A 19,000-nucleotide genomic window follows, 5' to 3' on the forward strand; every position below is an offset into this window, starting at 1 on the left:
CCGTTCCGTCGTGACGACCGTCCCAGCACCCCGCGCCGTGACGACGACCGCGGTGGCTTCCGCCGCGACGACAACCGTGGCGGCAGCGACTTCCGTCGTGACGACCGTCGGGGCGACGACCGTGGTGGGTTCCGCCGTGACGAGCGCCGTGACGACCGTCCCAGCACCCCGCGCCGTGACGACGACCGCGGTGGCTTCCGCCGCGACGACAACCGTGCCGGCAGCGACTTCCGTCGTGACGAGCGTCGGGACGGCGACCGTCCTCCCTTCCGCCGTGACGACAACCGCGGTGGCAGCAGCGGTGGTGGCTTCCGTGGCCGCGACGACCGGGGCGGACGCGACGACCGTGGCCGTGGTGGACCGCGTGGTGACGACCGGGGCGGGCGTCCCGGTGGTTTCCGTGGCCGCGACGACCGCGGCGGCGACGACCGGCGTGGCGGCGGCCACTTCCGTGACGAGCGGGACCGGGACCGTGAGCCGATCAAGCGGCTGCCGATCCCGGACGACGTCACGGGCGAGGAGATCGACAAGGACGTACGGCAGGAGCTCCAGAGCCTGCCCAAGGGCCTGGCCGAGGACGTCTCCCGCAACCTGGTGATGGTGGCCCGTCTCATCGACGAGGACCCCGAGGGCGCCTACGAGTACTCGCGGATCGCTCTGCGGCTGGCCTCGCGTGTCGCCGCCGTGCGTGAGGCGGCCGGGTTCGCCGCGTACGCCAACCAGAAGTTCAGCGAGGCGCTCGCCGAGTTCCGTGCCGCGCGCCGGATGACCGGCAGCGTGGAGCTGTGGCCCGTGATGGCGGACTGCGAGCGCGGTCTCGGCCGGCCCGAGAAGGCGCTGGAGATGGCAGGGGCGCCCGAGGTGCAGAAGCTGGACAAGGCGAGCCAGGTCGAGATGCGGCTCGTGGCGGCCGGTGCGCGGCGTGACATGGACCAGCTGGACGCGGCCATCGTCACCCTGCAGAGCCCGGAGCTGGCCTCGAACTCGGTCCAGCCCTGGACCGCGCGACTGCGCTACGCCTACGCCGACGCGCTGCTGGCCGCCGGACGCGAGGGCGAGGCTCGCGAGTGGTTCGCCAAGGCCGTCGAGTCCGACAAGGACGGCAGCACGGACGCCTCCGACCGGCTCGCCGAGATGGACGGTGTCGAGTTCGTCGACGCCCTCGGCGATGACGATGACGAGAGCGGTCGGGCGACCCCGGTCAAGGCCGAGGCCGACGCGGACGCCTCGGACGATGACGACGTCGATGACGAGAAGATCGAGTCCGTGACCACGGACGGTGTCTCGGACGACGTCGACGACCTTGGTGACGACGACCTCGACGACGAGGACGAGGACGGCGAGGACGACGAATCCGAGGACGACGGCGAGGACGACGCTCCTCAGCGTCCGCAGGGCTGACGCCGGTACGGCGACGGAGAACACGTGGGCGGCGGGACACCGGAAGGTGACCCGCCGCCCACGTGGCGTTCTGGCGACGCCCCGCGCCTCAGGGGGTGAGGGCCCGCAGGACCAGTCCCGACGCCGGTTTCGGGCCGAAGGACGTCGACTTGCGCGGCATCGTGACACCCTGGCGGGCGAGATCGCGTACGACCTCCTCGCGGACGGGGTGCATCAGGACCGCCGTGCCTCCGTCGCGTTCCGCCTTCTCGACCGTCGCGGCCGTGTCGTGGATGTACGCGATGTGCTCGGGCGAGTCCTCGGGGATGCCCCACACGTGGTCGAGGAGCACGGCGTGCAGGACCGTCGCGTCCAGCGTGCGCCAGGCCTCCGGGTGGTCGTGCGGGACCGTACGGGCGAGGAGGTCCGGTGACGGGCGATCGACGAGGTGGAAGTCGCCGTCCCCGGCGAGCAGGAAGGCGTTTCCCTCGGCGGCCGCCGAGGAGAGGGCCTCCAGCGCCTCGGGGAGGGGCACACCCAGACGGCGTACGCGGAAGGAGTCCCCGACGGCGGCCAACGCCTCGGCGACCGGCAGCCGGTGCAGCAGGCGGTGGATGGCCCGGACGCGCAACGGGTAGCGGACGGTGTCCACCAGGAGGACCAGACCGTAGTCCCAGGGGCTCGGCGAAGGATGCTCCGCGCGTAGACGTAGGTAGGTGGCCCAGCGGTGATGGCCGTCGGCGATCAGGGCCTGGTGCCGGCCGAGGTCCTTGCGGATGTCCGACAGCTCCGCCGGATCCGTGACCGCCCACAGCCGGTGGCCGATGCCGTCCTCCGTGGTCGTGGACAGCAGCGGTGGCCGGGTGGCGGCGCGTTCGATGACGGCGGTCGCGCCGAACCCGGAACCGTCGCCGCGATAGGTCAGCAGGAGCGGTTCGAGGTTCGCGGACGTGGCCCGCATCAGGGCCGCGCGGTCCGCGACCACGTGCGGCATCACGTCCTCGTGCGGGAGGACGACGCCGTCGGCCGGATCGGACAGGCGCAGGGTGCCGATGACGCCCCGTTGCAGCAGGTCGCCGTCGCGCTGCTCGTACACGTACAGGCCCGGCTCGGGGTCCGTCGTCAGGACGCCCTCCGACAGCCAGCGGCGCAGCGTGTCGGCGGCCTGCTGGTTGCGGGCGGCGGGCGTGCCGTCCTGCGGGAGGATCAGCCGGACGATGTTGTACGGGTCGGCCGATTCGAGTTCGAGCAGTCCGTCGGGCCGTACGACGACGTCGTACGGCGGCGATGTCACGGCGGCCAGGCTGCCGACCCGGTCGGGGTCGTACCGCAGGCCTCGGAACGGGGTGAGTTCGAGGCCGCTGCCTGCCGGGGTTTCCTCCTCGGGACCCGCATAGTTCATTGGGGCATCGTAAGTGTGTCGGTGGGATGAGCGATGATCGGGGGAAAGAGACCGAACGAGGAGCGATGTGCAATGAGCCAGACCGTCAGGACGCGGCCCGAAGGCAGTGGCCAGGCCCTGAGCGAGGCCTATGACACCGCGCTGCTGGATCTGGACGGGGTGGTGTACGCGGGCGGCGACGCGATCGCGTACGCCGTGGAGTCCCTCGGGACGGCCCGCGCGGGCGGAATGCACCTCGCGTACGTCACCAACAACGCGCTGCGCACCCCGGACGCGGTGGCCGAGCACCTCACCGAGCTGGGCATACCGACGGTGGCGTCGGACGTCATCACCTCGGCGCAGGCCGTGGCCCGGCTCATCAGCGAGCAGGTGCCCGCGGGATCCCGGGTGCTGGTCATCGGCGGCGAGGGGCTGCGGGTCGCGCTGCGCGAGCGCGGGCTGGAGCCGGTCGACTCGGCGGACGACGAGCCGGCGGCGGTCGTGCAGGGATTCGGCGGTCCCGATCTGGCCTGGTCGCGGTTCGCGGAGGCGTGCTACGCCATCGCGCGCGGCGTGCCCTGGTTCGCCTCCAACACCGATCTGACGATTCCCGGTGCGCGCGGGATCGCGCCCGGGAACGGCGCGGCCGTGGAGGTCGTGCGCATCGCCACGGGCGGCGATCCCCAGGTGGCGGGGAAGCCGCTGCCCCCGATGCACCGCGAGACGATCCTGCGGACCGGTGCCGAGCGGCCGCTGGTGGTCGGTGACCGGCTGGACACCGACATCGAGGGCGCTTTCAACGGAGAGGTGGACTCGCTGCTCGTCCTCACCGGGGTGACGGACGGCGCGCAGCTGCTCGCGGCGCCGCCGCGGCACCGGCCGACGTATGTCGACGCCGACCTGCGCGGCATGCTCACCGGGCAGCCCGAGGTCGTCGAAGCGGGCACGGGGTTCCGCTGCGGCGGCTGGACGGCGACGGCAGGGAGCGAGGAGCTCGAACTGACCGGTGACGGCGAGCCCCTCGACGGTCTGCGGGCCCTGTGCGCGGCGGCCTGGACGGCCGCCGGAGAGGGCTGCTGCGAGCTGGACGGGGGCAAGGCGCTGGCCCGGCTGGGCCTCTAGCCGTCCGAAGGTCTCCGACCTCATGAGGACCCGGGACCGGCGTGGACACCGAGCCGGTGTGCGGACGCCGCACCGGCCGGTCCGGACGTCGGCCGGCGGATCGGCGTGGGGCTCGGGGAAGTTGGGAGCGGGAGCGGTGCTCGGCCGGGGTGGCGTCGGGGGACGGGCCTGCGTCGGTGGGACGGGGCGCTGACCTGGGCGTCGGCGCCGGGCCGGCGCGTAGGCCCATCGATCAGCTACGCGAGGGTAGGCTAACCTAACCTCGTGTTGGTCGACAGTCCTCCTGAACAGCGCGCGGAAACCGTCACCGCGCCCCCGACCCGCCGGGCGATACGGAGCCTCGGGCTCCTCCTCTCCGTGGGTGTCCTGCTGCTGGTCGCGGTGGCGAGTGTCGCGATCGGTGCGAAGGCCCTGCCCCTGGACCAGGTGTGGCACGGCCTGTTCCACGACTCGGGGACGTACTCGGATGTCGTGGTCGCCGACCGGATCTCCCGGACCGTCCTCGGGCTGATGGTCGGTGCCGCGCTCGGGCTGTCCGGCGCGGTCCTCCAGGCGCTCACCCGCAATCCGCTGGCCGATCCCGGTCTGCTGGGGATCAACGCGGGCGCGTCCGCCGCGGTCGTCACCGCGATCACCTACTTCGGCGTCACCTCGCTGAGCGGCTACGTCTGGTTCGCCTTCGCCGGAGCGGCCGCGGTCGGGGTGCTGGTCTGGTTCCTGGGCGGCAGCCGCGGCGCGACCCCGGTGCGGCTCGCGCTGGCCGGAACCGCCGTCAGCGCCGCGCTGTACGGCTATCTGCAGGCCGTGATGATCATGGATGACGCGGCGCTGGGCAGGATGCGCTTCTGGACGGTCGGTTCGCTCGCCTCGGCGACCGATTCGACGATCGAGCAGGTGGCGCCGTTCCTGGTCGTCGGCACGCTCCTCGCCCTGGGGCTCGCCCGGCCGCTGAACGCGGTGGCGATGGGCGACGACACCGCCCGCGCGCTCGGCGCCAACCTGAACCTCACCCGGGCACTGGCCATGGCCGCCGCGACCGTGCTGTGCGGCGCCGCGACCGCGGCCTGCGGACCGATCGTGTTCGTGGGGCTGATGGTCCCGCACGTCGTCCGGTCCTTCACCGGCCCCGACCTGCGCTGGATCCTGCCGTACGCCACCGTCCTGTCGCCCGTGCTGCTGCTCGGCGCCGATGTGCTCGGACGCATGGTCGCCCGGCCGGCGGAGCTTCAGGTCGGCATCGTCACCGCGGTCCTGGGCGGTCCGGTCTTCATCTTTCTCGTACGGCGACGGAGGGCGACGCAGCTGTGAGGACCCCACGTATGCGAACGCTCCGCGCCTCCCGTGGCCGGACGCTCCCCGCGCGCCGCGTCCGGGCCGTCCGCACGGCCGGCGGACTGTCGGTCCGCATCGACGTCCGGACGCTCACCGTGGTGGTGCTGCTGCTCGTCGCCGCGGCCGCGGCGAGCGTGGTGCTCATCGGCACCGGAGACTTCCCGATCCCGGCCGGCGACGTTCTCAGGACCCTGGCCGGTCACGGCACCGCGGGCCAGGAGTTCATCGTCAACGACCTCAGACTGCCGCGTGTCCTCGTCGGACTGCTGGTGGGGGCCTCGCTCGGACTGGGCGGAGCGCTCTTCCAGTCCATCTCCCGCAATCCACTGGGCAGTCCGGACGTGCTCGGGCTCTCGCAGGGCTCCGCGGCCGGCGCGCTCATCATGATCGTGCTGTTCTCGGGCAGCGCGACCGAGGTCGCCCTCGGCGCGCTCGCCGGCGGACTCGTGACCGGGCTCGCCATCTACCTGCTCGCCTGGAAGCGGGGCGTGCACGGCTACCGGCTGGTCCTGGTCGGCATCGGTGTCTCCGCGATCGTCACCGCGGTCAACGGCTACCTCCTCACCAAGGCCGACATCATCGACGCGACCCGCGCCGTCGTCTGGATGACCGGCTCCCTCAACGGCCGTGACTGGACGCAGGTCTGGCCCCTGCTCATCATGTGCGCCGTCCTCGTCCCCCTCGTCCTCGGCAACGCGCGCGGACTGCGGATGATGGAGATGGGCGACGACGTGTCGTACGCCCTCGGAGTGCGTGTCGAGCGGACCCGGCTGCTGCTGATGGTGGCCGCCGTCCTGCTCACCGCGGGTGCCACGGCCGCCGCGGGACCGGTCGGCTTCGTCGCGCTCACCGCGCCGCAACTGGCCGGACGCCTCACCCGGGCGCCCGGGCCGAACCTGGTGCCGTCGATGGTCATGGGCGCGACGCTGCTCATCGTCGCGGACTGGGCCTCGCAGCGGGCGTTCGGCGCCGACCAGCTGCCCGTGGGCGTGGTGACCGGGGTCCTCGGCGGCGTCTACCTGCTGTGGCTGCTGGTCACCGAGCGCAAGGCGGGCCGGATATGAGCGGTCCGACCCACTCGGACACGAGCGGCCCGGCGGACCGGGCCCCGGACGGACCGAAGAACGCGGCGCGGGCGAACGACCGGGCGCACGAGAACATCCCAAGGAGCACTGTGAACCGCCTGTCCGCCGACAACGTCACCCTCGGCTACGACCAGCGCGTCATCGCGGAGAAGCTGTCGGTGGAGATACCCGACCACTCCTTCACGGTGATCGTCGGTCCGAACGCCTGCGGCAAGTCCACGCTGCTGCGCGCCCTCTCGCGCATGCTGAAGCCCTCCGAGGGGCGCGTCCTGCTCGACGGGCAGGCCATCCAGTCGATGCCCGCGAAGAAGGTGGCCCGCACGCTCGGGCTGCTGCCGCAGTCCTCGATCGCGCCGGACGGGATCACGGTCGGCGACCTCGTCGGCCGGGGCCGCTACCCCCACCAGGGTCTGCTGCGCCAGTGGTCCGCGGAGGACGAGCGGGTGGTCCAGGAGTCGATGGCCTCGACCGGTGTGGCGGACCTCGCCGACCGCTATGTCGACGAACTGTCCGGAGGCCAGCGCCAGCGGGTGTGGATCGCCATGGCGCTCGCGCAGCAGACGCCCCTGCTCCTCCTGGACGAGCCGACGACCTATCTCGACATCCAGCACCAGATCGACGTGCTCGACCTGTGTGCCGAGCTCCACGAGACACAGGGCCGGACCCTGGTCGCCGTCCTGCACGACCTCAACCACGCGGCCCGCTACGCCACCCATCTGATCGCGCTGCGCGGCGGCGAGGTCGTGGCCGAGGGCGCGCCGAACGACATCGTCACGGCCGGGCTGGTCGAGGAGGTCTTCGGGCTGCGCTGTCAGGTCATCGACGACCCGGAGACGGGGACGCCGCTCGTGGTGCCCGCCGCCCGCCGGCCACGGGTGACCGCCGTGGCGGCCACGGCCGTCACAGAAGGGTCCTGAGCCGGAACAGATCGCGCAGGCCCGCCTCCAGCTTCACCCTGCCGGAGCCCCAGGCCTTCGCGAAGTTCAGTTCGCCGTTCACCATGGACACCAGGTCGTCGCCGCTCATCGTGAGACGGATCTGAGCCCTCTCCGGGGGCGGCCCCTGGAGCGTGTCCTGCACCTCGATCCGGCCGTTCGCGAGACGGCCCACGAAGGTGATGTCGAGGTCGGTGACCCGGCAGCTGAGCGAGCGGTCCAGGGCCGCGGCGGCGCGCACGTCGCCCTTCGCGCCCGCCATGTTCTCCGAAAGCCTGTCGAGCGCGCTGCGGCACTCCTCGATCGTCGCCATCGTGATCGACGGTACCGCAGCCCTTCGCGGTAGCGTCGGGGCATGAGCGACTCAGTTCCCGAGGGCGAGGCCCCGCCGGCCGTGACGGCGGCGGTGCCCGGCACGCCTGCCGAGGCGGAGCCGGAACCCGTCCGCGACCCCGCCGCACCGGCCCCGCTGAACGTCCCGCGCGTCCCCACGGGCGACGCCGACGTGGACGCCCGGCTCGACCGGCTGGCCGACGCCGACCACCTCGCCACGGACGGACACGTCGAGGTGTACGAGGAGGTGCACCGGGGCCTGCGGGACACGCTCACCGCGCTCGACGTCCGCCAGGGACCCCCGGGCCCACCCTCCCCGGGCCACCGCTGAGCGGTACCCCCGTTCCGTTCACCGCCCCGCAATGAGATCCTTCGGGGCACGTCCTTCCATCGCCGTACGACCGCAGGAGCTGAACCGAACGTGGCAGGAGTGGCACGCCGCCGCCTCGACGCCGAACTGGTCCGCCGGAAGCTCGCCCGCTCGCGCGAGCACGCCGGACAGCTGATCGCCGCGGGCCGGGTCAGCGTGGGCAAGACCCTCGCGACCAAGCCCGCCACGCAGGTGGAGACCGCCGCGGCGATCGTGGTGAGCAAGGACGACGACGACCCCGACTACGTCTCCCGCGGCGGACACAAGCTGGCCGGCGCGCTCGCCGCCTTCGTGCCCCAGGGGCTGAAGGTCGAGGGACGCCGGGCGCTGGACGCGGGCGCGTCCACCGGAGGCTTCACCGACGTACTGCTGCGCGCGGGCGTCGCCCACGTCCTCGCCGTCGACGTCGGTTACGGACAACTCGCCTGGTCTCTCCAGAGCGATGAACGCGTCACCGTCAAGGACCGTACGAACGTACGCGAGTTGACGTTGGAGGCGATCGATGGGGAGCCCGTGGACCTTGTTGTCGGGGATCTGTCCTTCATCCCGCTCGGACTGGTGCTGCCCGCCCTTGTGCGGTGCGCGGCGCCGGATGCCGACCTGGTGATGATGGTCAAACCACAGTTCGAGGTGGGGAAGGACCGGCTGGGCAGCGGCGGTGTCGTGCGCAGCCCGGAGCTGCGCGCCGAGGCCGTGCGCGGTGTGGCGGGGCGAGCCCGTGAGCTGGGGCTCGGGGTGAAGGGCGTGACCGCGAGTCCGCTGCCCGGACCCTCGGGCAATGTCGAATACTTTCTGTGGCTGTGCGCCGGGGCACCCGAACTCGACCCGGCCGACGTTGACCGTGCAGTGACGGAGGGGCCGCGTTGACACAGAGCCGAGTTCGTACTGTTTTCCTGCTGGCCCACACCGGACGGCCGGCGGCCATCCGCAGTGCCGAGCTGGTCGTCCAGGGACTGCTGCGTTCCGGGATCGGCGTACGGGTCCTCGCGGCCGAGGCCGCCGACCTGCCGCTGCCGGACGAGGTCGAACTGGTCGAGGAGGCGACGCCGCAGTGTCTCGACGGCTGCGAGCTGCTCATCGTCCTCGGCGGTGACGGGACGCTGCTGCGCGGCGCCGAGTTCGCCCGGGCCTCCGGGGTGCCGATGCTCGGGGTCAACCTCGGCCGGGTCGGCTTCCTCGCCGAGGCCGAGCGCGACGACCTGGACAAGGTCGTCGACCGGGTCGTCACCAAGGCCTACGAGGTCGAGGAACGCATGACCGTCGACGTCGTCGTCCATCGGAACGGCGACATCGTGCACACCGACTGGGCGCTGAACGAGGCGGCCGTGCAGAAGGTGTCCGCCGAGAAGCTCCTGGAAGTCGTGCTGGAGATCGACGGGCGGCCCGTCACCGGGTTCGGCTGCGACGGGATCGTCTGCGCGACCCCGACCGGGTCGACCGCGTACGCGTTCTCCGCGGGCGGGCCCGTGGTCTGGCCCGAGGTCGAGGCGCTGCTGATGGTGCCGATCAGCGCGCACGCCCTGTTCGCCAAGCCGCTGGTCACCTCACCGGACTCGGTGCTGGCCGTCGAGGTGCTGCCGCACGTCCCGCCGGGCGTGCTGTGGTGCGACGGCAGGCGGACGGTGGAGCTGCCGCCCGGCGCCCGGGTCGAGGTGCGGCGCGGGGCCGTTCCCGTGCGGCTGGCCCGGCTGCACCACGCGTCCTTCACCGATCGGCTCGTCGCCAAGTTCGCGCTGCCCGTCTCCGGGTGGCGCGGGGCACCGCACTAGGCAGGCAGAACCTGGAAACGTGCACGCGGCACCCGGGTCCCGCCCGGGTGCCGCGCACGTTCCGGCACACGCGTTCGGCGAACGAGATCACCCCCGGAAGGTAACGCTCGGTTCTCTTTGCGGGGGGCGGCGTCGCACGGGGCTGGGAAAACCTCGTATGGTCGGGGGCGTGTTGGAGGAGATGCGGATACGGTCGCTCGGAGTCATCGACGACGCGGTCGTGGAGCTGTCACCAGGTTTCACCGCCGTGACCGGTGAGACCGGTGCGGGCAAGACGATGGTGGTCACCAGCCTCGGGCTGCTGCTGGGCGGGCGCGCGGACCCCGCCCTCGTACGGATCGGCGCCAAGAGCGCCGTCGTGGAGGGGCGGATCAGCGTACCCGCGGGCGGGACGGCCGTCGTACGGGCGGAGGAGGCGGGCGCCGAGCTCGAGGACGGTGTGCTGCTGATCAGCCGTACCGTTTCGGCGGAGGGCCGCTCACGCGCGCATCTGGGCGGGCGCTCGGTGCCGGTGGGCGTGCTCGCCGAACTCGCCGACGAACTCGTCGCGGTGCACGGCCAGACCGACCAGCAGGGGCTGCTCAAGCTGTCCCGGCAGCGGCAGGCCCTCGACCGGTACGCGGGTGACGCGGTCGCCGTACCGCTCGCCAAGTACGGGGGCGCCTACCGCAGGCTGCGGGCGATCTCGACCGAACTCGACGAGATCACGACCCGCGCGCGGGAACGGGCCCAGGAAGCGGACCTCCTGCGCTTCGGCCTCGACGAGGTCGCGGGCGTGGAGCCGCGGGCCGGCGAGGACGTGGAGCTGGCGGCGGAGGCCGAGCGGCTCGGGCACGCGGAGGCGCTGGCGTCGGCCGCCACCATCGCGCACGCGGCGATGGTGGGCAACCCCGAGGACCTCGAGGGCATCGACGCGGCCACGCTCGTCGCGGGCGCCCACCGGGCCCTGGAGGCCGTACGGTCGCACGACTCGGCCCTCGCCGTGCTGTCCGGGCGGATCGGGGAGATCGCCATCCTGCTCGGCGACGTCGCGGGCGAACTCGCGGGCTACGCCGACGACCTCGACGCGGACCCGCTGCGGCTGGCGGCCGTCGAGGAGCGCCGGGCCGCGCTCACGCAGCTGACCCGGAAGTACGGCGAGGACATCGACGCCGTGCTCGCCTGGGCCGAGCGGAGCGCCGCACGGCTGACCGAACTCGACGGCGACGACGACCGGCTCGACGAGCTGACCGCCGAGCGGGACGCCCTGCGCGGCGAACTGGGCGGGCTCGCCCAGGCGCTGACGGACGCCCGCGCGGAGGCGGCCGAACGGTTCGCCGCCGCGGTCACCGCCGAACTGGCCTCGCTCGCCATGCCGCACGCGCGCGTGTCCTTCGAGATCCGGCAGACCGACGACCCGGAGGGGGTCGAGGTCGGCGGACGCCCGGTGGCCTACGGCCCGGCCGGGGTCGACGAGGTGGAGCTGCTGCTCGCCCCGCATCCCGGCGCACCGCCGCGGCCCATCGCCAAGGGGGCGTCGGGCGGGGAACTCTCGCGGGTGATGCTCGCGGTGGAGGTCGTGTTCGCGGGCACGGACCCGGTGCCGACGTATCTCTTCGACGAGGTCGACGCGGGCGTCGGCGGCAAGGCGGCCGTCGAGATCGGGCGCAGGCTGGCCCGGCTGGCGAAGACCGCGCAGGTCGTCGTCGTGACGCATCTGCCGCAGGTGGCCGCGTTCGCCGACCGCCAGCTGCTCGTCGAGAAGACCAACGACGGGTCGGTGACCCGGTCCGGCGTGAAGGTGCTGGAGGGCGAGGAACGCATCCGCGAGCTGTCCCGGATGCTCGCTGGCCAGGAGGACTCCGAGACGGCTCGGGCCCACGCGGAGGAACTGCTGGAGACGGCACGGTCCGACGCCTGACATCGATCCCCGGCCCTGAAGCCGGGGACACCCGAAGCGCCCGGCCGGTCGGCCGGGCGCTTCGTGCAGGTACCGCTCCATCCTCACGGGGGGTGCGGATCGGACGCCGGGCCGGCGTGTGTGCCGGTCCCGTCCGCGCGTCGGTTCCCGTGTCGCCGCGCCCGGTGTCCGAGGTCAGCCGCGCCCTGGCGCCGGATCCGTCCGCGACACCGCGTAACCGGGCACGGAGGGCCACCGGACCGTCAGCACGACCGACTCCTCCTCGGCGAACCAGGAGTGATCGACTCCGTGCCCCCACACGACGTAGTCACCCTGTTCTTCCAAGAGGACACTGCGGCCCGGGAGTTCCACGCGGAAGCGCCCGCTGACGAGGACCAGGAGGGCGGTGCGTTCCTCGCCCCTCACCCACTCGGCCCGCTCGTCACCGCGCGGGTGAACGCCCCATTTGATCTCCACGTCCGTACTGTGCCGGGGATCGTCGACACCCTTGAAGTGCCCCAGCAGCCACCCTCGGTCGAGCGCCGCGTCCTTGCCCGCGTTCCCCACATACACGCTGTTCTTCACGTATTCGGACACTAGCAGCAGGTTCGATCAGCCTGATCGGCTCCTCCGCCACGGGGAGGAACCAACCTCGGCGCCTCGTGATGCGTGGGTTGTGCGTGCCGGGTGTGTCCTCGTGTGGTTCACGTGATCCCCGAATGGCCTATTACTCACTCGTGCGGGTGACCGTCGTCGCCGAGTTGCCCCGTCTGACGTGCCCTCGTCGCGATGGCGGTGCCGGAACGCCCGTGCGGCCTGGCATCCTTGGCGTAGCACCCGGGGGCGCGACGTGCGGTACAGACGTGCGGTACAGCCCTCTCCGCACGGCCCCCCTCCCCGTACTTCCTCGCGACCGCCCTACGCCGAACCAGGAGCCCCGGCCACGTGAGCAGCCACCCACCGCACGGCCAGTCGCCGCTGCGCACCGTGCAGGTGCTCGGCGGCGGAAGCGCGGGCAGCAGCGCGCACGTGCGGTCGTTGGCCCTGGGGCTGGTCGCAAGGGGGGTGCGGGTCACGGTGTGCGCTCCGGCCGAGGCGGACAGCGCTTACGGGTTCACCGGGGTGGGCGCGCGCCATGTTCCGGTGCCCCGCAGCACAGATCCCGCCTCCGTGGCCGCGCTGCGGACGGCCTGCGCGGACGCCGATCTCGTGCACGCCCACGGCTTGCACGCGGCGCTGCGGGCGGCGCTGGCACTGAGCGGGCGGCGCGTTCCCCTCGTCGTCACCTGGCACACCCGCTCGGAGGCCGAGGGCGCCCGGGCCCACGTACTGCGCCTCCTGGAGCGGCGGGTCGCCAGAGCCGCCGCCGTGGTGCTCGGCACCTCGTCCGATCTGGTGGACCGGGCGCGCCGCAGGGGAGCGCGGGACGCGCGGCTCGCCGCCGTCGCGTTCCCCGCGCCGAGCCCGCCCGCAGAGTCCGCCGAACCCGACCGGTGCCGGTACAAGGCACGAGCCGAACTCGGTTCGACCGACCGCCCGTTGCTCATGGCGGTCGGCTCGCTCGAACGGCACCGCGGCTACCACACCCTGCTGGACGCGGCGCGCGCGTGGTGCCGTCTCGATCCCGTGCCGCTGCTGGTGATCGCGGGGGAGGGGCCGCTGCGCACCGTCCTCCAGCGCCGGATCGAGGACGAGGAGCTGCCGGTCCGGCTGATCGGACGCCGCGAGGACATCACGGACCTGCTCGCGGCCGCCGACCTCATGCTGCTGCCGAGCAGGTGGGAGTCCCGCTCGGTGCTGGCGCAGGAGGCCCTGCGGGCTCGCGTCCCGCTCGTCGCCACCGCGGTCGGGGGAATTCCCGAACTGGTCGGCGACGCGGCCGAACTCGTCCCGTACGGGAACGCGAAGGCGCTCGCGGACGCCGTCGTACGGCTGCTCGCCGATCCGGCGCGCCAGGAGGTCCTGCGCGAGAAGGGGACCCGGCAGGCGGCCGGCTGGCCGACCGAGGACGAGACGGTCGCACAGGTCCTGAGTGTCTACGACGAGTTGACCCAGGTCCGACCACTGGGCTGACCACTGGGCTGACCAGGGCACGCGCGTGCCGCGCCGCTCCGTGTCGGTGCCGGTGTCCGGTGCCGTTTCGACCGGAAGGACCTAGGGAACGTGCCGGCGGGCCCGGAGTGCCAGGCTCAACGCCAGTACCGTCTGCGGGTCGTCCAGGTCCGTGCCCAGCAACTCGCCGATCCTGGCGAGGCGGTTGTAGAGGGTCTGCCGGTTGAGATGCAGTTCGCGGGCCGTCTCCGCCTTGCGGCCCGCGTGCGCCAAGTACGTCTGCAGGGTGGGGAGCAGGGGCGGCTTGGAGCGGAGGTCGTGGTCGCGGAGCGGGCCGATCGCGCGGTCCACGAAGGCGGCCAGGTCGGGGTGCTCGCGCAGCCGCCACAGCAGCAGGTCGATGTCCAGACGGCGGGCGTCGTACCAAGGTCGGTCCGACAGGCCCTGCGCCGCCGTCGCGGTCTCCGCCGCGTGCCGCAGCCCCGCCGAGGCGGCCGCCCAGCCGCCCGCGACGCCGACCACCACCACCGGCGGATGGGCCCCGGGCCGCTGCATGCCGGCCCGCTCCACCCCTGCGCGCAGCGCCGCCGCCACCCGGTCCGCGACGGCCGCCCGCTCCGACTCCGAGCGCAGGCCGAGCAGCAGCGGGACCCGGCCCTCGACCGGACGTACGCCCAGTAGGACCGGGACGCCCACCGAGGCCAGCTCCTCGGCGACCGCGCGGGCCAGGACCGCCCAGCCGCCACCGGGGGCGAGGCCGTCCGCGAGCCGCATGACGACCGGCAGGAGCGGGCCGGCGCCGGGCTTGAAGCCGAGCACCCGCGCCTGCGCGGGCGCGTCCTCCGCCTCGATGCGGCCCTCGGCGAGGTCGGTGAGGAAGTCGCCGCGCCCGCGTGCCGCCAGTTCCTCCTCCTGGCGGGCCTGCATCAGCACGACGGCCAGGATGCCGGCGGCCCGCTCGGCGGCGATCCGGTGCACCGGGGCGACGGGCGTGCCGACCGGCAGCAGAACCAGGCGGGCCCGTACGGAACCGGTGCCAGGGCCGCCCCCGGGCACGTCCACGAGGATGGTCCCGGCGGGCGGCTCCTCCTTGTGCTGGCCGCGCAGTCCCTCCCAGACCTGGAGCGGGTCGGCGCCCGCGGAGCCGGCCCCGGCGGCGTACAGGAGCTGGCCCTCGGCCGTCTCCAGGAAGACCGGGTTGCCGCTGAAGTCGGCGAGGATGCGCAGCACTTGGGGGACTCCGCCGCCGCCGAGCAGGGCCTCGGTACAGCGCCGGTGCACCTCCTCGGCCTGTTGGAGCAGGGCGTAGTGGCCGTTGACGATCTCGGTGTGGATCTCCTCGGTGACCGCCACGAAGGGCACCTCGCGGTGCAGCTGGACCAGCGGCAGACCGGTGGACCGTGCCGTCTCCACGAGCGCGGCGGGCAGTCGGGTGAAGCGCGGGCCGAGCTCCACGACGAGCGCCGCGATGCCGCGCTCGGCGAGGGTGCGGACGAACGCCCGCTGTTCGGCCGGCCGGGTGCCCAGGCCGTATCCCGTGGTCAGCAGCAGTTCGCCGCCCTTGAGCAGGGAGGCGATGTTCGGCACCTCGCCCGCGTGCACCCAGCGCACGGTCCGGTTCAGCCGGTCGGCCCCGGCGATGATCTCCGGCAGCCCACCGCGCAGCCCGGGAAGTTCGAGGGCCCGCCGCACGGTGATCCCGGCGCCCTGGGTGTCGTAACGGCTGTCCATGCAGCGGACGCTACCCGTGGACGGGTTCCGGGGGCATCTCCGGTCGGAGGGGAGAGCCGTCGCGACCGGGCGGGCCCGGTCCTGTGCCGTGCCCGGAGCCGGCCGGAGACGCCCGGCGGGCCGGCGGGGAGGTGTCCGGGCGCGGCGCCGGAGCGTACGGGGAGCGCCGAGAGCCGGCTGCGGCACCGGAGCGTCGGGCAGGCGCCGGGCGCCGGGTGCGGTGTCGCCGGGGTCAGGCGACCGGTACCGGGGCGATGTTGTGGTTGAAACGGAAGACGTTGTCCGGGTCGTACTCGGCCTTCACCGCGGCCAGTCGCCGCAGGTTGTCGGCGCCGAGGCCGGCCACCACGCGGTCCGCGCCCTCGTTCCCGATGAAGTTCAGGTACACCGCTCCCGTGCTCCACGGCCGGACGCCGGCGCGGACCTTGCGGACCCACTCGACGCACCGTTCGTCGTCGGCCGGGTCCTCCCAGATCCCGAAGGGGTGCACGGCCCAGGGCGCGTCCCGGTAGGGGACCGGGAACCGGGACGGTCCGGCGGCGATCGCACCGCCCTGGGGGAACAGGACGTGCTGGTTGCCCGTGGGGACGGGCATGGCGTCGCCGAGGGCGCAGAAGACGTCCACGAAGTCGTCGGGCGCGCCGCTCAGGTACTCCGCCGACCAGTAGTTCCGCATGCCGGGCGGGTCGTCGAGCATGCACTGGAAGTCGGGGTACGGCAGCCCGGTGACGATCTCGACCTCGTGCGGCAGTGCCAGCAGCGGCTGGGCGGTCTTGCGCATGTCGTCCTCACCGCCCGCGTACGCGACGAGGGCGCCGCACAGCCGCGTGCCGACCAGGTGCTCGGGCATGAACTCCTCGGGCGGGCCGGTCAGATAGATGACGCCGCCGCTCGCCTCCGGCGGCCCGTTCTCGATGATCTCGCGGTAGACGCGGACCACGTCGGGTCCGCTGTCCGTCGGGTAGAGCATCAGGGCGATCGAGAACTCGGGCAGCGGGTGCAGTTTGAGGGTGAGCGCGGTGGCGACGCCGAAGTTCCCGCCGCCGCCGTGCAGGGCCCAGAAGAGTTCCGGGTTCTCCTGGTCGGTGGCGCGCACCGGCGAACCGTCGGCGGTCACCAGTTCGACTCCGAGCAGGTTGTCCACGGCGAGACCGAGCGACCGGTCCAGCCAGCCGCTGCCGCCGCCCAGGACGAAGCCGCCGACGCCGGTCGTCGAGACGCGGCCGCCGGTGGTCGCGAGGCCGTACGGCTGGGCGGCCCGGTCGAGATGGCTCATGAGGGCTCCGCCCTCGACGCGTACGGTCTCGGAGCCGGGGTGGACGGTGACCTTGTGCATCCGGCTCAGGTCGATGACCAGACCGCCGTCGTTGAGCGACATGCCGGAGACGCTGTGGCCGCCGCCGCGTACGGCGATGGGCAGATCGAGCTCACGCGCGAAGCGCACCGCTCGGATCACGTCGGGCTCGCCCTCGCACAGCACGATCACGGCGGGCCGCCGGTCGATCATCGCGTTGAAGATCGTCCGGGCTTCGTCGTACCCCGGATCCTCGGGGGTGACCACGTCACCCGACAGATCGGCGCGGAGCGCGGCGAGTGCCACGCCCGCCTTCGAAAGGGGAGCCATGGCAGCCGCCCCCTTCCATGAGGGGACAGGACTCCTTCAAGGCTAGAGGGGAACGACGGATCGGGCGCGCCGGGAAGGCTGTACGCCCCGGCGCGCCCGATCACGACGTGTTCAGCCGCCGTACGCCCCGCTCGCGGTGAGCCGCAGGGCCGTGTCGATCAGCGGGACGTGGCTGAAGGCCTGCGGGAAGTTCCCGACCTGGCGCTGGAGGACCGGGTCCCACTCCTCGGCCAGCAGGCCGAGATCGTTGCGCAGGGCCAGCAGCCGTTCGAAGAGCTTGCGGGCCTCGTCGACCCGCCCGATCATCGCGAGGTCGTCGGCCATCCAGAACGAACAGGCGAGGAAGGCTCCCTCGTCCCCCTCGAGACCGTCCACGCCCGTGTCCTCGCCGGAGGTCGGATAGCGCAGGATGAAGCCGTCGGAGGTGGACAGCTCACGCTGGATCGCCTCGATCGTGCCGATCACCCGCTTGTCGTCCGGCGGCAGGAAGCCCATCTGCGGGATCAGGAGCAGCGAGGCGTCGAGCTCCTTGGAGCCGTACGACTGCGTGAACGTGTTCCGTTCCTTGTCGTAGCCCTTCTCGCACACGTCCCGGTGGATGTCGTCGCGCAGTTCGCGCCACTTCTCCAGCGGGCCGTCCGCGTCCCCGGACTCGATGAGCTTGATCGTGCGGTCGACGGCGACCCAGGCCATCACCTTGGAGTGCACGAAGTGCCGCCGCGGGCCCCGGACTTCCCAGATTCCCTCGTCCGGCTGATCCCAGTGCGTCTCCAGGTAGCGGATCAGCTTCAACTGGAGCAGCGAGGCGTAGTCGTTGCGGGACAGGCCCGTCATGTGGGCGAGGTGCAGGGCCTCGGTGACCTCGCCGTAGACGTCGAGCTGGAGCTGGTGCGCGGCGCCGTTCCCGACGCGCACGGGTGCCGAACCCTCGTACCCGGGAAGCCAGTCGAGCTCCGCCTCGCCCAACTCCCTTTCCCCCGCGATGCCGTACATGATCTGGAGGTTCTCCGGGTCGCCGGCGACCGCGCGCAGCAGCCACTCGCGCCAGGCGCGGGCCTCCTCGCGGTAGCCGGTGCGCAGCAGCGAGGAGAGGGTGATGGCCGCGTCGCGCAGCCAGGTGTAGCGGTAGTCCCAGTTGCGAGCGCCGCCGATCTCCTCCGGGAGGGAGGTGGTGGGCGCGGCGACGATGCCGCCCGTGGGCGCGTACGTCAGGGCCTTCAGGGTGATCAGGGAGCGGACGACGGCCTCGCGGTAGGGGCCGTGGTAGGTGCACTGGTCGACCCAGTCGCGCCAGAACTCCTCGGTCGCCTCCAGGGACTGCTCGGGTTCGGGCAGCGGGGGCGGCTGCTTGTGCGAGGGCTCCCACGAGATGGTGAAGGCGATCCGGTCGCCCGGTGCCACCGTGAAGTCGGCGTACGTCGTCAGCGCCTTGCCGTAGGTCTCGCAGGCCGTGTCGAACCAGACCGAGTCCGGTCCGGCGACCGCGACCGTGCGCCCCTCGTGCCGGTGCACCCAGGGCACCACCCGGCCGTACGAGAAGCGCATCCGCAGCGCGGAGCGCATCGGCACCCGGCCGGTGACGCCCTCGACGATCCGGATCAGCTGGGGCGCGCCGTCACGCGGGGGCATGAAATCGGTCACCCGGACGGTGCCGCGCGGCGTGTCCCACTCGGACTCGAGGATCAGCGAGTCGCCGCGGTACCGGCGGCGCGCCGCCGTGGGTGGCGGGGCGTCGGCCGCGTGCGCGGGTCCGAGCCGCCAGAATCCGTGTTCCTCCGTGCCGAGCAGTCCCGCGAAGATGGCATGGGAGTCGAAGCGGGGCAGGCACAGCCAGTCGACTGTGCCGTCCCGGCAGACCAGCGCGGCTGTCTGCATGTCTCCGATGAGTGCGTAGTCCTCGATGCGCCCGGCCACGTGCATCTCCAGTCGAACGGCCACGTCGCCCCTTCGCGGGGCGGTCGCTCTTGCGGTCAAAGGGAACGTAGGTAGTGCGGAAATAGGTGATGG

General features: G+C 72.8%; 16 protein-coding genes. 10 read left to right on the top strand and 6 right to left on the bottom strand.

Annotated elements, in window-relative coordinates; translation table 11 throughout:
• The first annotated feature begins 480 nt into the window (after nucleotides 1–480).
• Nucleotides 481–1,401: a hypothetical protein gene (locus tag ACFYW7_RS19290; protein WP_389504625.1), complete on the top strand. Its 921-nt coding sequence runs from the start codon at nucleotides 481–483 to the stop codon at nucleotides 1,399–1,401.
• An 88-nt stretch (nucleotides 1,402–1,489) separates the two neighbouring features.
• Here the strand turns inward: ACFYW7_RS19290 and ACFYW7_RS19295 are convergent, their stop codons facing one another.
• The gene (locus ACFYW7_RS19295; RefSeq protein ID WP_389503759.1) at nucleotides 1,490–2,782 is read right to left on the bottom strand and encodes a DUF1015 domain-containing protein; all 1,293 of its coding nucleotides are present in this window, start codon (nucleotides 2,780–2,782) and stop codon (nucleotides 1,490–1,492) included.
• Nucleotides 2,783–2,854: 72 nt separating this feature from the next.
• Here ACFYW7_RS19295 and ACFYW7_RS19300 point away from each other — a divergent pair, with 72 nt between their 5' ends.
• The 4 genes from ACFYW7_RS19300 to ACFYW7_RS19315 all read left to right on the top strand — a co-directional run bounded on the left by ACFYW7_RS19300 (nucleotide 2,855) and on the right by ACFYW7_RS19315 (nucleotide 7,217).
• Nucleotides 2,855–3,883, top strand: coding sequence for an HAD hydrolase-like protein (locus ACFYW7_RS19300; protein ID WP_389503762.1), 1,029 nt, complete (start codon nucleotides 2,855–2,857; stop codon nucleotides 3,881–3,883).
• A gap of 264 nt (nucleotides 3,884–4,147) precedes the next feature.
• Nucleotides 4,148–5,191 (top strand): FecCD family ABC transporter permease, encoded by a 1,044-nt coding sequence (locus ACFYW7_RS19305; protein WP_389503764.1) that lies wholly within the window; start codon nucleotides 4,148–4,150, stop codon nucleotides 5,189–5,191.
• A gap of 11 nt (nucleotides 5,192–5,202) precedes the next feature.
• On the top strand, nucleotides 5,203–6,279 hold the full coding sequence (locus ACFYW7_RS19310; RefSeq protein WP_389503766.1) for a FecCD family ABC transporter permease: 1,077 nt from the start codon (nucleotides 5,203–5,205) through the stop codon (nucleotides 6,277–6,279).
• Nucleotides 6,276–7,217, top strand: coding sequence for an ABC transporter ATP-binding protein (locus ACFYW7_RS19315; protein ID WP_389503768.1), 942 nt, complete (start codon nucleotides 6,276–6,278; stop codon nucleotides 7,215–7,217). The genes ACFYW7_RS19310 and ACFYW7_RS19315 overlap by 4 nt, the downstream gene beginning before the upstream one ends.
• Here the strand turns inward: ACFYW7_RS19315 and ACFYW7_RS19320 are convergent.
• On the bottom strand, nucleotides 7,201–7,548 hold the full coding sequence (locus tag ACFYW7_RS19320) for an SCP2 sterol-binding domain-containing protein (protein ID WP_389503770.1): 348 nt from the start codon (nucleotides 7,546–7,548) through the stop codon (nucleotides 7,201–7,203). The genes ACFYW7_RS19315 and ACFYW7_RS19320 overlap by 17 nt on opposite strands.
• 42 nt (nucleotides 7,549–7,590) lie before the next feature.
• On the opposite strand from ACFYW7_RS19320, the gene ACFYW7_RS19325 reads away from it, so the two are divergent.
• The 4 genes from ACFYW7_RS19325 to recN all read left to right on the top strand — a co-directional run bounded on the left by ACFYW7_RS19325 (nucleotide 7,591) and on the right by recN (nucleotide 11,607).
• A complete protein-coding gene (locus ACFYW7_RS19325; RefSeq protein ID WP_389503772.1) occupies nucleotides 7,591–7,899 on the top strand; it encodes a hypothetical protein in 309 nt (102 codons plus the stop codon).
• A 90-nt stretch (nucleotides 7,900–7,989) separates the two neighbouring features.
• Nucleotides 7,990–8,805 carry a TlyA family RNA methyltransferase gene (locus ACFYW7_RS19330; RefSeq protein ID WP_389503774.1) on the top strand — a complete coding sequence of 272 codons (816 nt, stop codon included), beginning with the start codon at nucleotides 7,990–7,992 and terminating at the stop codon, nucleotides 8,803–8,805.
• On the top strand, nucleotides 8,802–9,707 hold the full coding sequence (locus tag ACFYW7_RS19335) for an NAD kinase (protein ID WP_389503777.1): 906 nt from the start codon (nucleotides 8,802–8,804) through the stop codon (nucleotides 9,705–9,707). Before ACFYW7_RS19330 ends, ACFYW7_RS19335 begins: the two co-directional genes overlap by 4 nt.
• Before the next feature lie 157 nt (nucleotides 9,708–9,864).
• Nucleotides 9,865–11,607: a DNA repair protein RecN gene (gene recN, locus ACFYW7_RS19340; RefSeq protein WP_389503780.1), complete on the top strand. Its 1,743-nt coding sequence runs from the start codon at nucleotides 9,865–9,867 to the stop codon at nucleotides 11,605–11,607.
• A 174-nt stretch (nucleotides 11,608–11,781) separates the two neighbouring features.
• Here recN and ACFYW7_RS19345 read toward each other — a convergent pair whose 3' ends face one another.
• Nucleotides 11,782–12,171: a signal peptidase I gene (locus tag ACFYW7_RS19345; RefSeq protein WP_389503782.1), complete on the bottom strand. Its 390-nt coding sequence runs from the start codon at nucleotides 12,169–12,171 to the stop codon at nucleotides 11,782–11,784.
• 360 nt (nucleotides 12,172–12,531) lie between these two features.
• Between ACFYW7_RS19345 and ACFYW7_RS19350 the strand changes: the two genes are divergently transcribed.
• Nucleotides 12,532–13,659: a glycosyltransferase family 4 protein gene (locus ACFYW7_RS19350; RefSeq protein ID WP_389503784.1), complete on the top strand. Its 1,128-nt coding sequence runs from the start codon at nucleotides 12,532–12,534 to the stop codon at nucleotides 13,657–13,659.
• Nucleotides 13,660–13,740: 81 nt separating this feature from the next.
• Here ACFYW7_RS19350 and ACFYW7_RS19355 read toward each other — a convergent pair whose 3' ends face one another.
• From ACFYW7_RS19355 to ACFYW7_RS19365, 3 genes are all read right to left on the bottom strand, one after another.
• The gene (locus ACFYW7_RS19355) at nucleotides 13,741–15,369 is read right to left on the bottom strand and encodes a PucR family transcriptional regulator (protein ID WP_389503786.1); all 1,629 of its coding nucleotides are present in this window, start codon (nucleotides 15,367–15,369) and stop codon (nucleotides 13,741–13,743) included.
• Nucleotides 15,370–15,601: 232 nt separating this feature from the next.
• Nucleotides 15,602–16,993: an FAD-binding oxidoreductase gene (locus tag ACFYW7_RS19360; RefSeq protein WP_389503788.1), complete on the bottom strand. Its 1,392-nt coding sequence runs from the start codon at nucleotides 16,991–16,993 to the stop codon at nucleotides 15,602–15,604.
• A gap of 111 nt (nucleotides 16,994–17,104) precedes the next feature.
• Nucleotides 17,105–18,907 carry a glycoside hydrolase family 15 protein gene (locus ACFYW7_RS19365; protein WP_389504627.1) on the bottom strand — a complete coding sequence of 601 codons (1,803 nt, stop codon included), beginning with the start codon at nucleotides 18,905–18,907 and terminating at the stop codon, nucleotides 17,105–17,107.
• Between the last annotated feature and the right edge of the window lie 93 nt (nucleotides 18,908–19,000).

Origin of the sequence: Streptomyces sp. NPDC002580 (assembly GCF_042889485.1) — a bacterium.
Classification (GTDB): domain Bacteria; phylum Actinomycetota; class Actinomycetes; order Streptomycetales; family Streptomycetaceae; genus Streptomyces.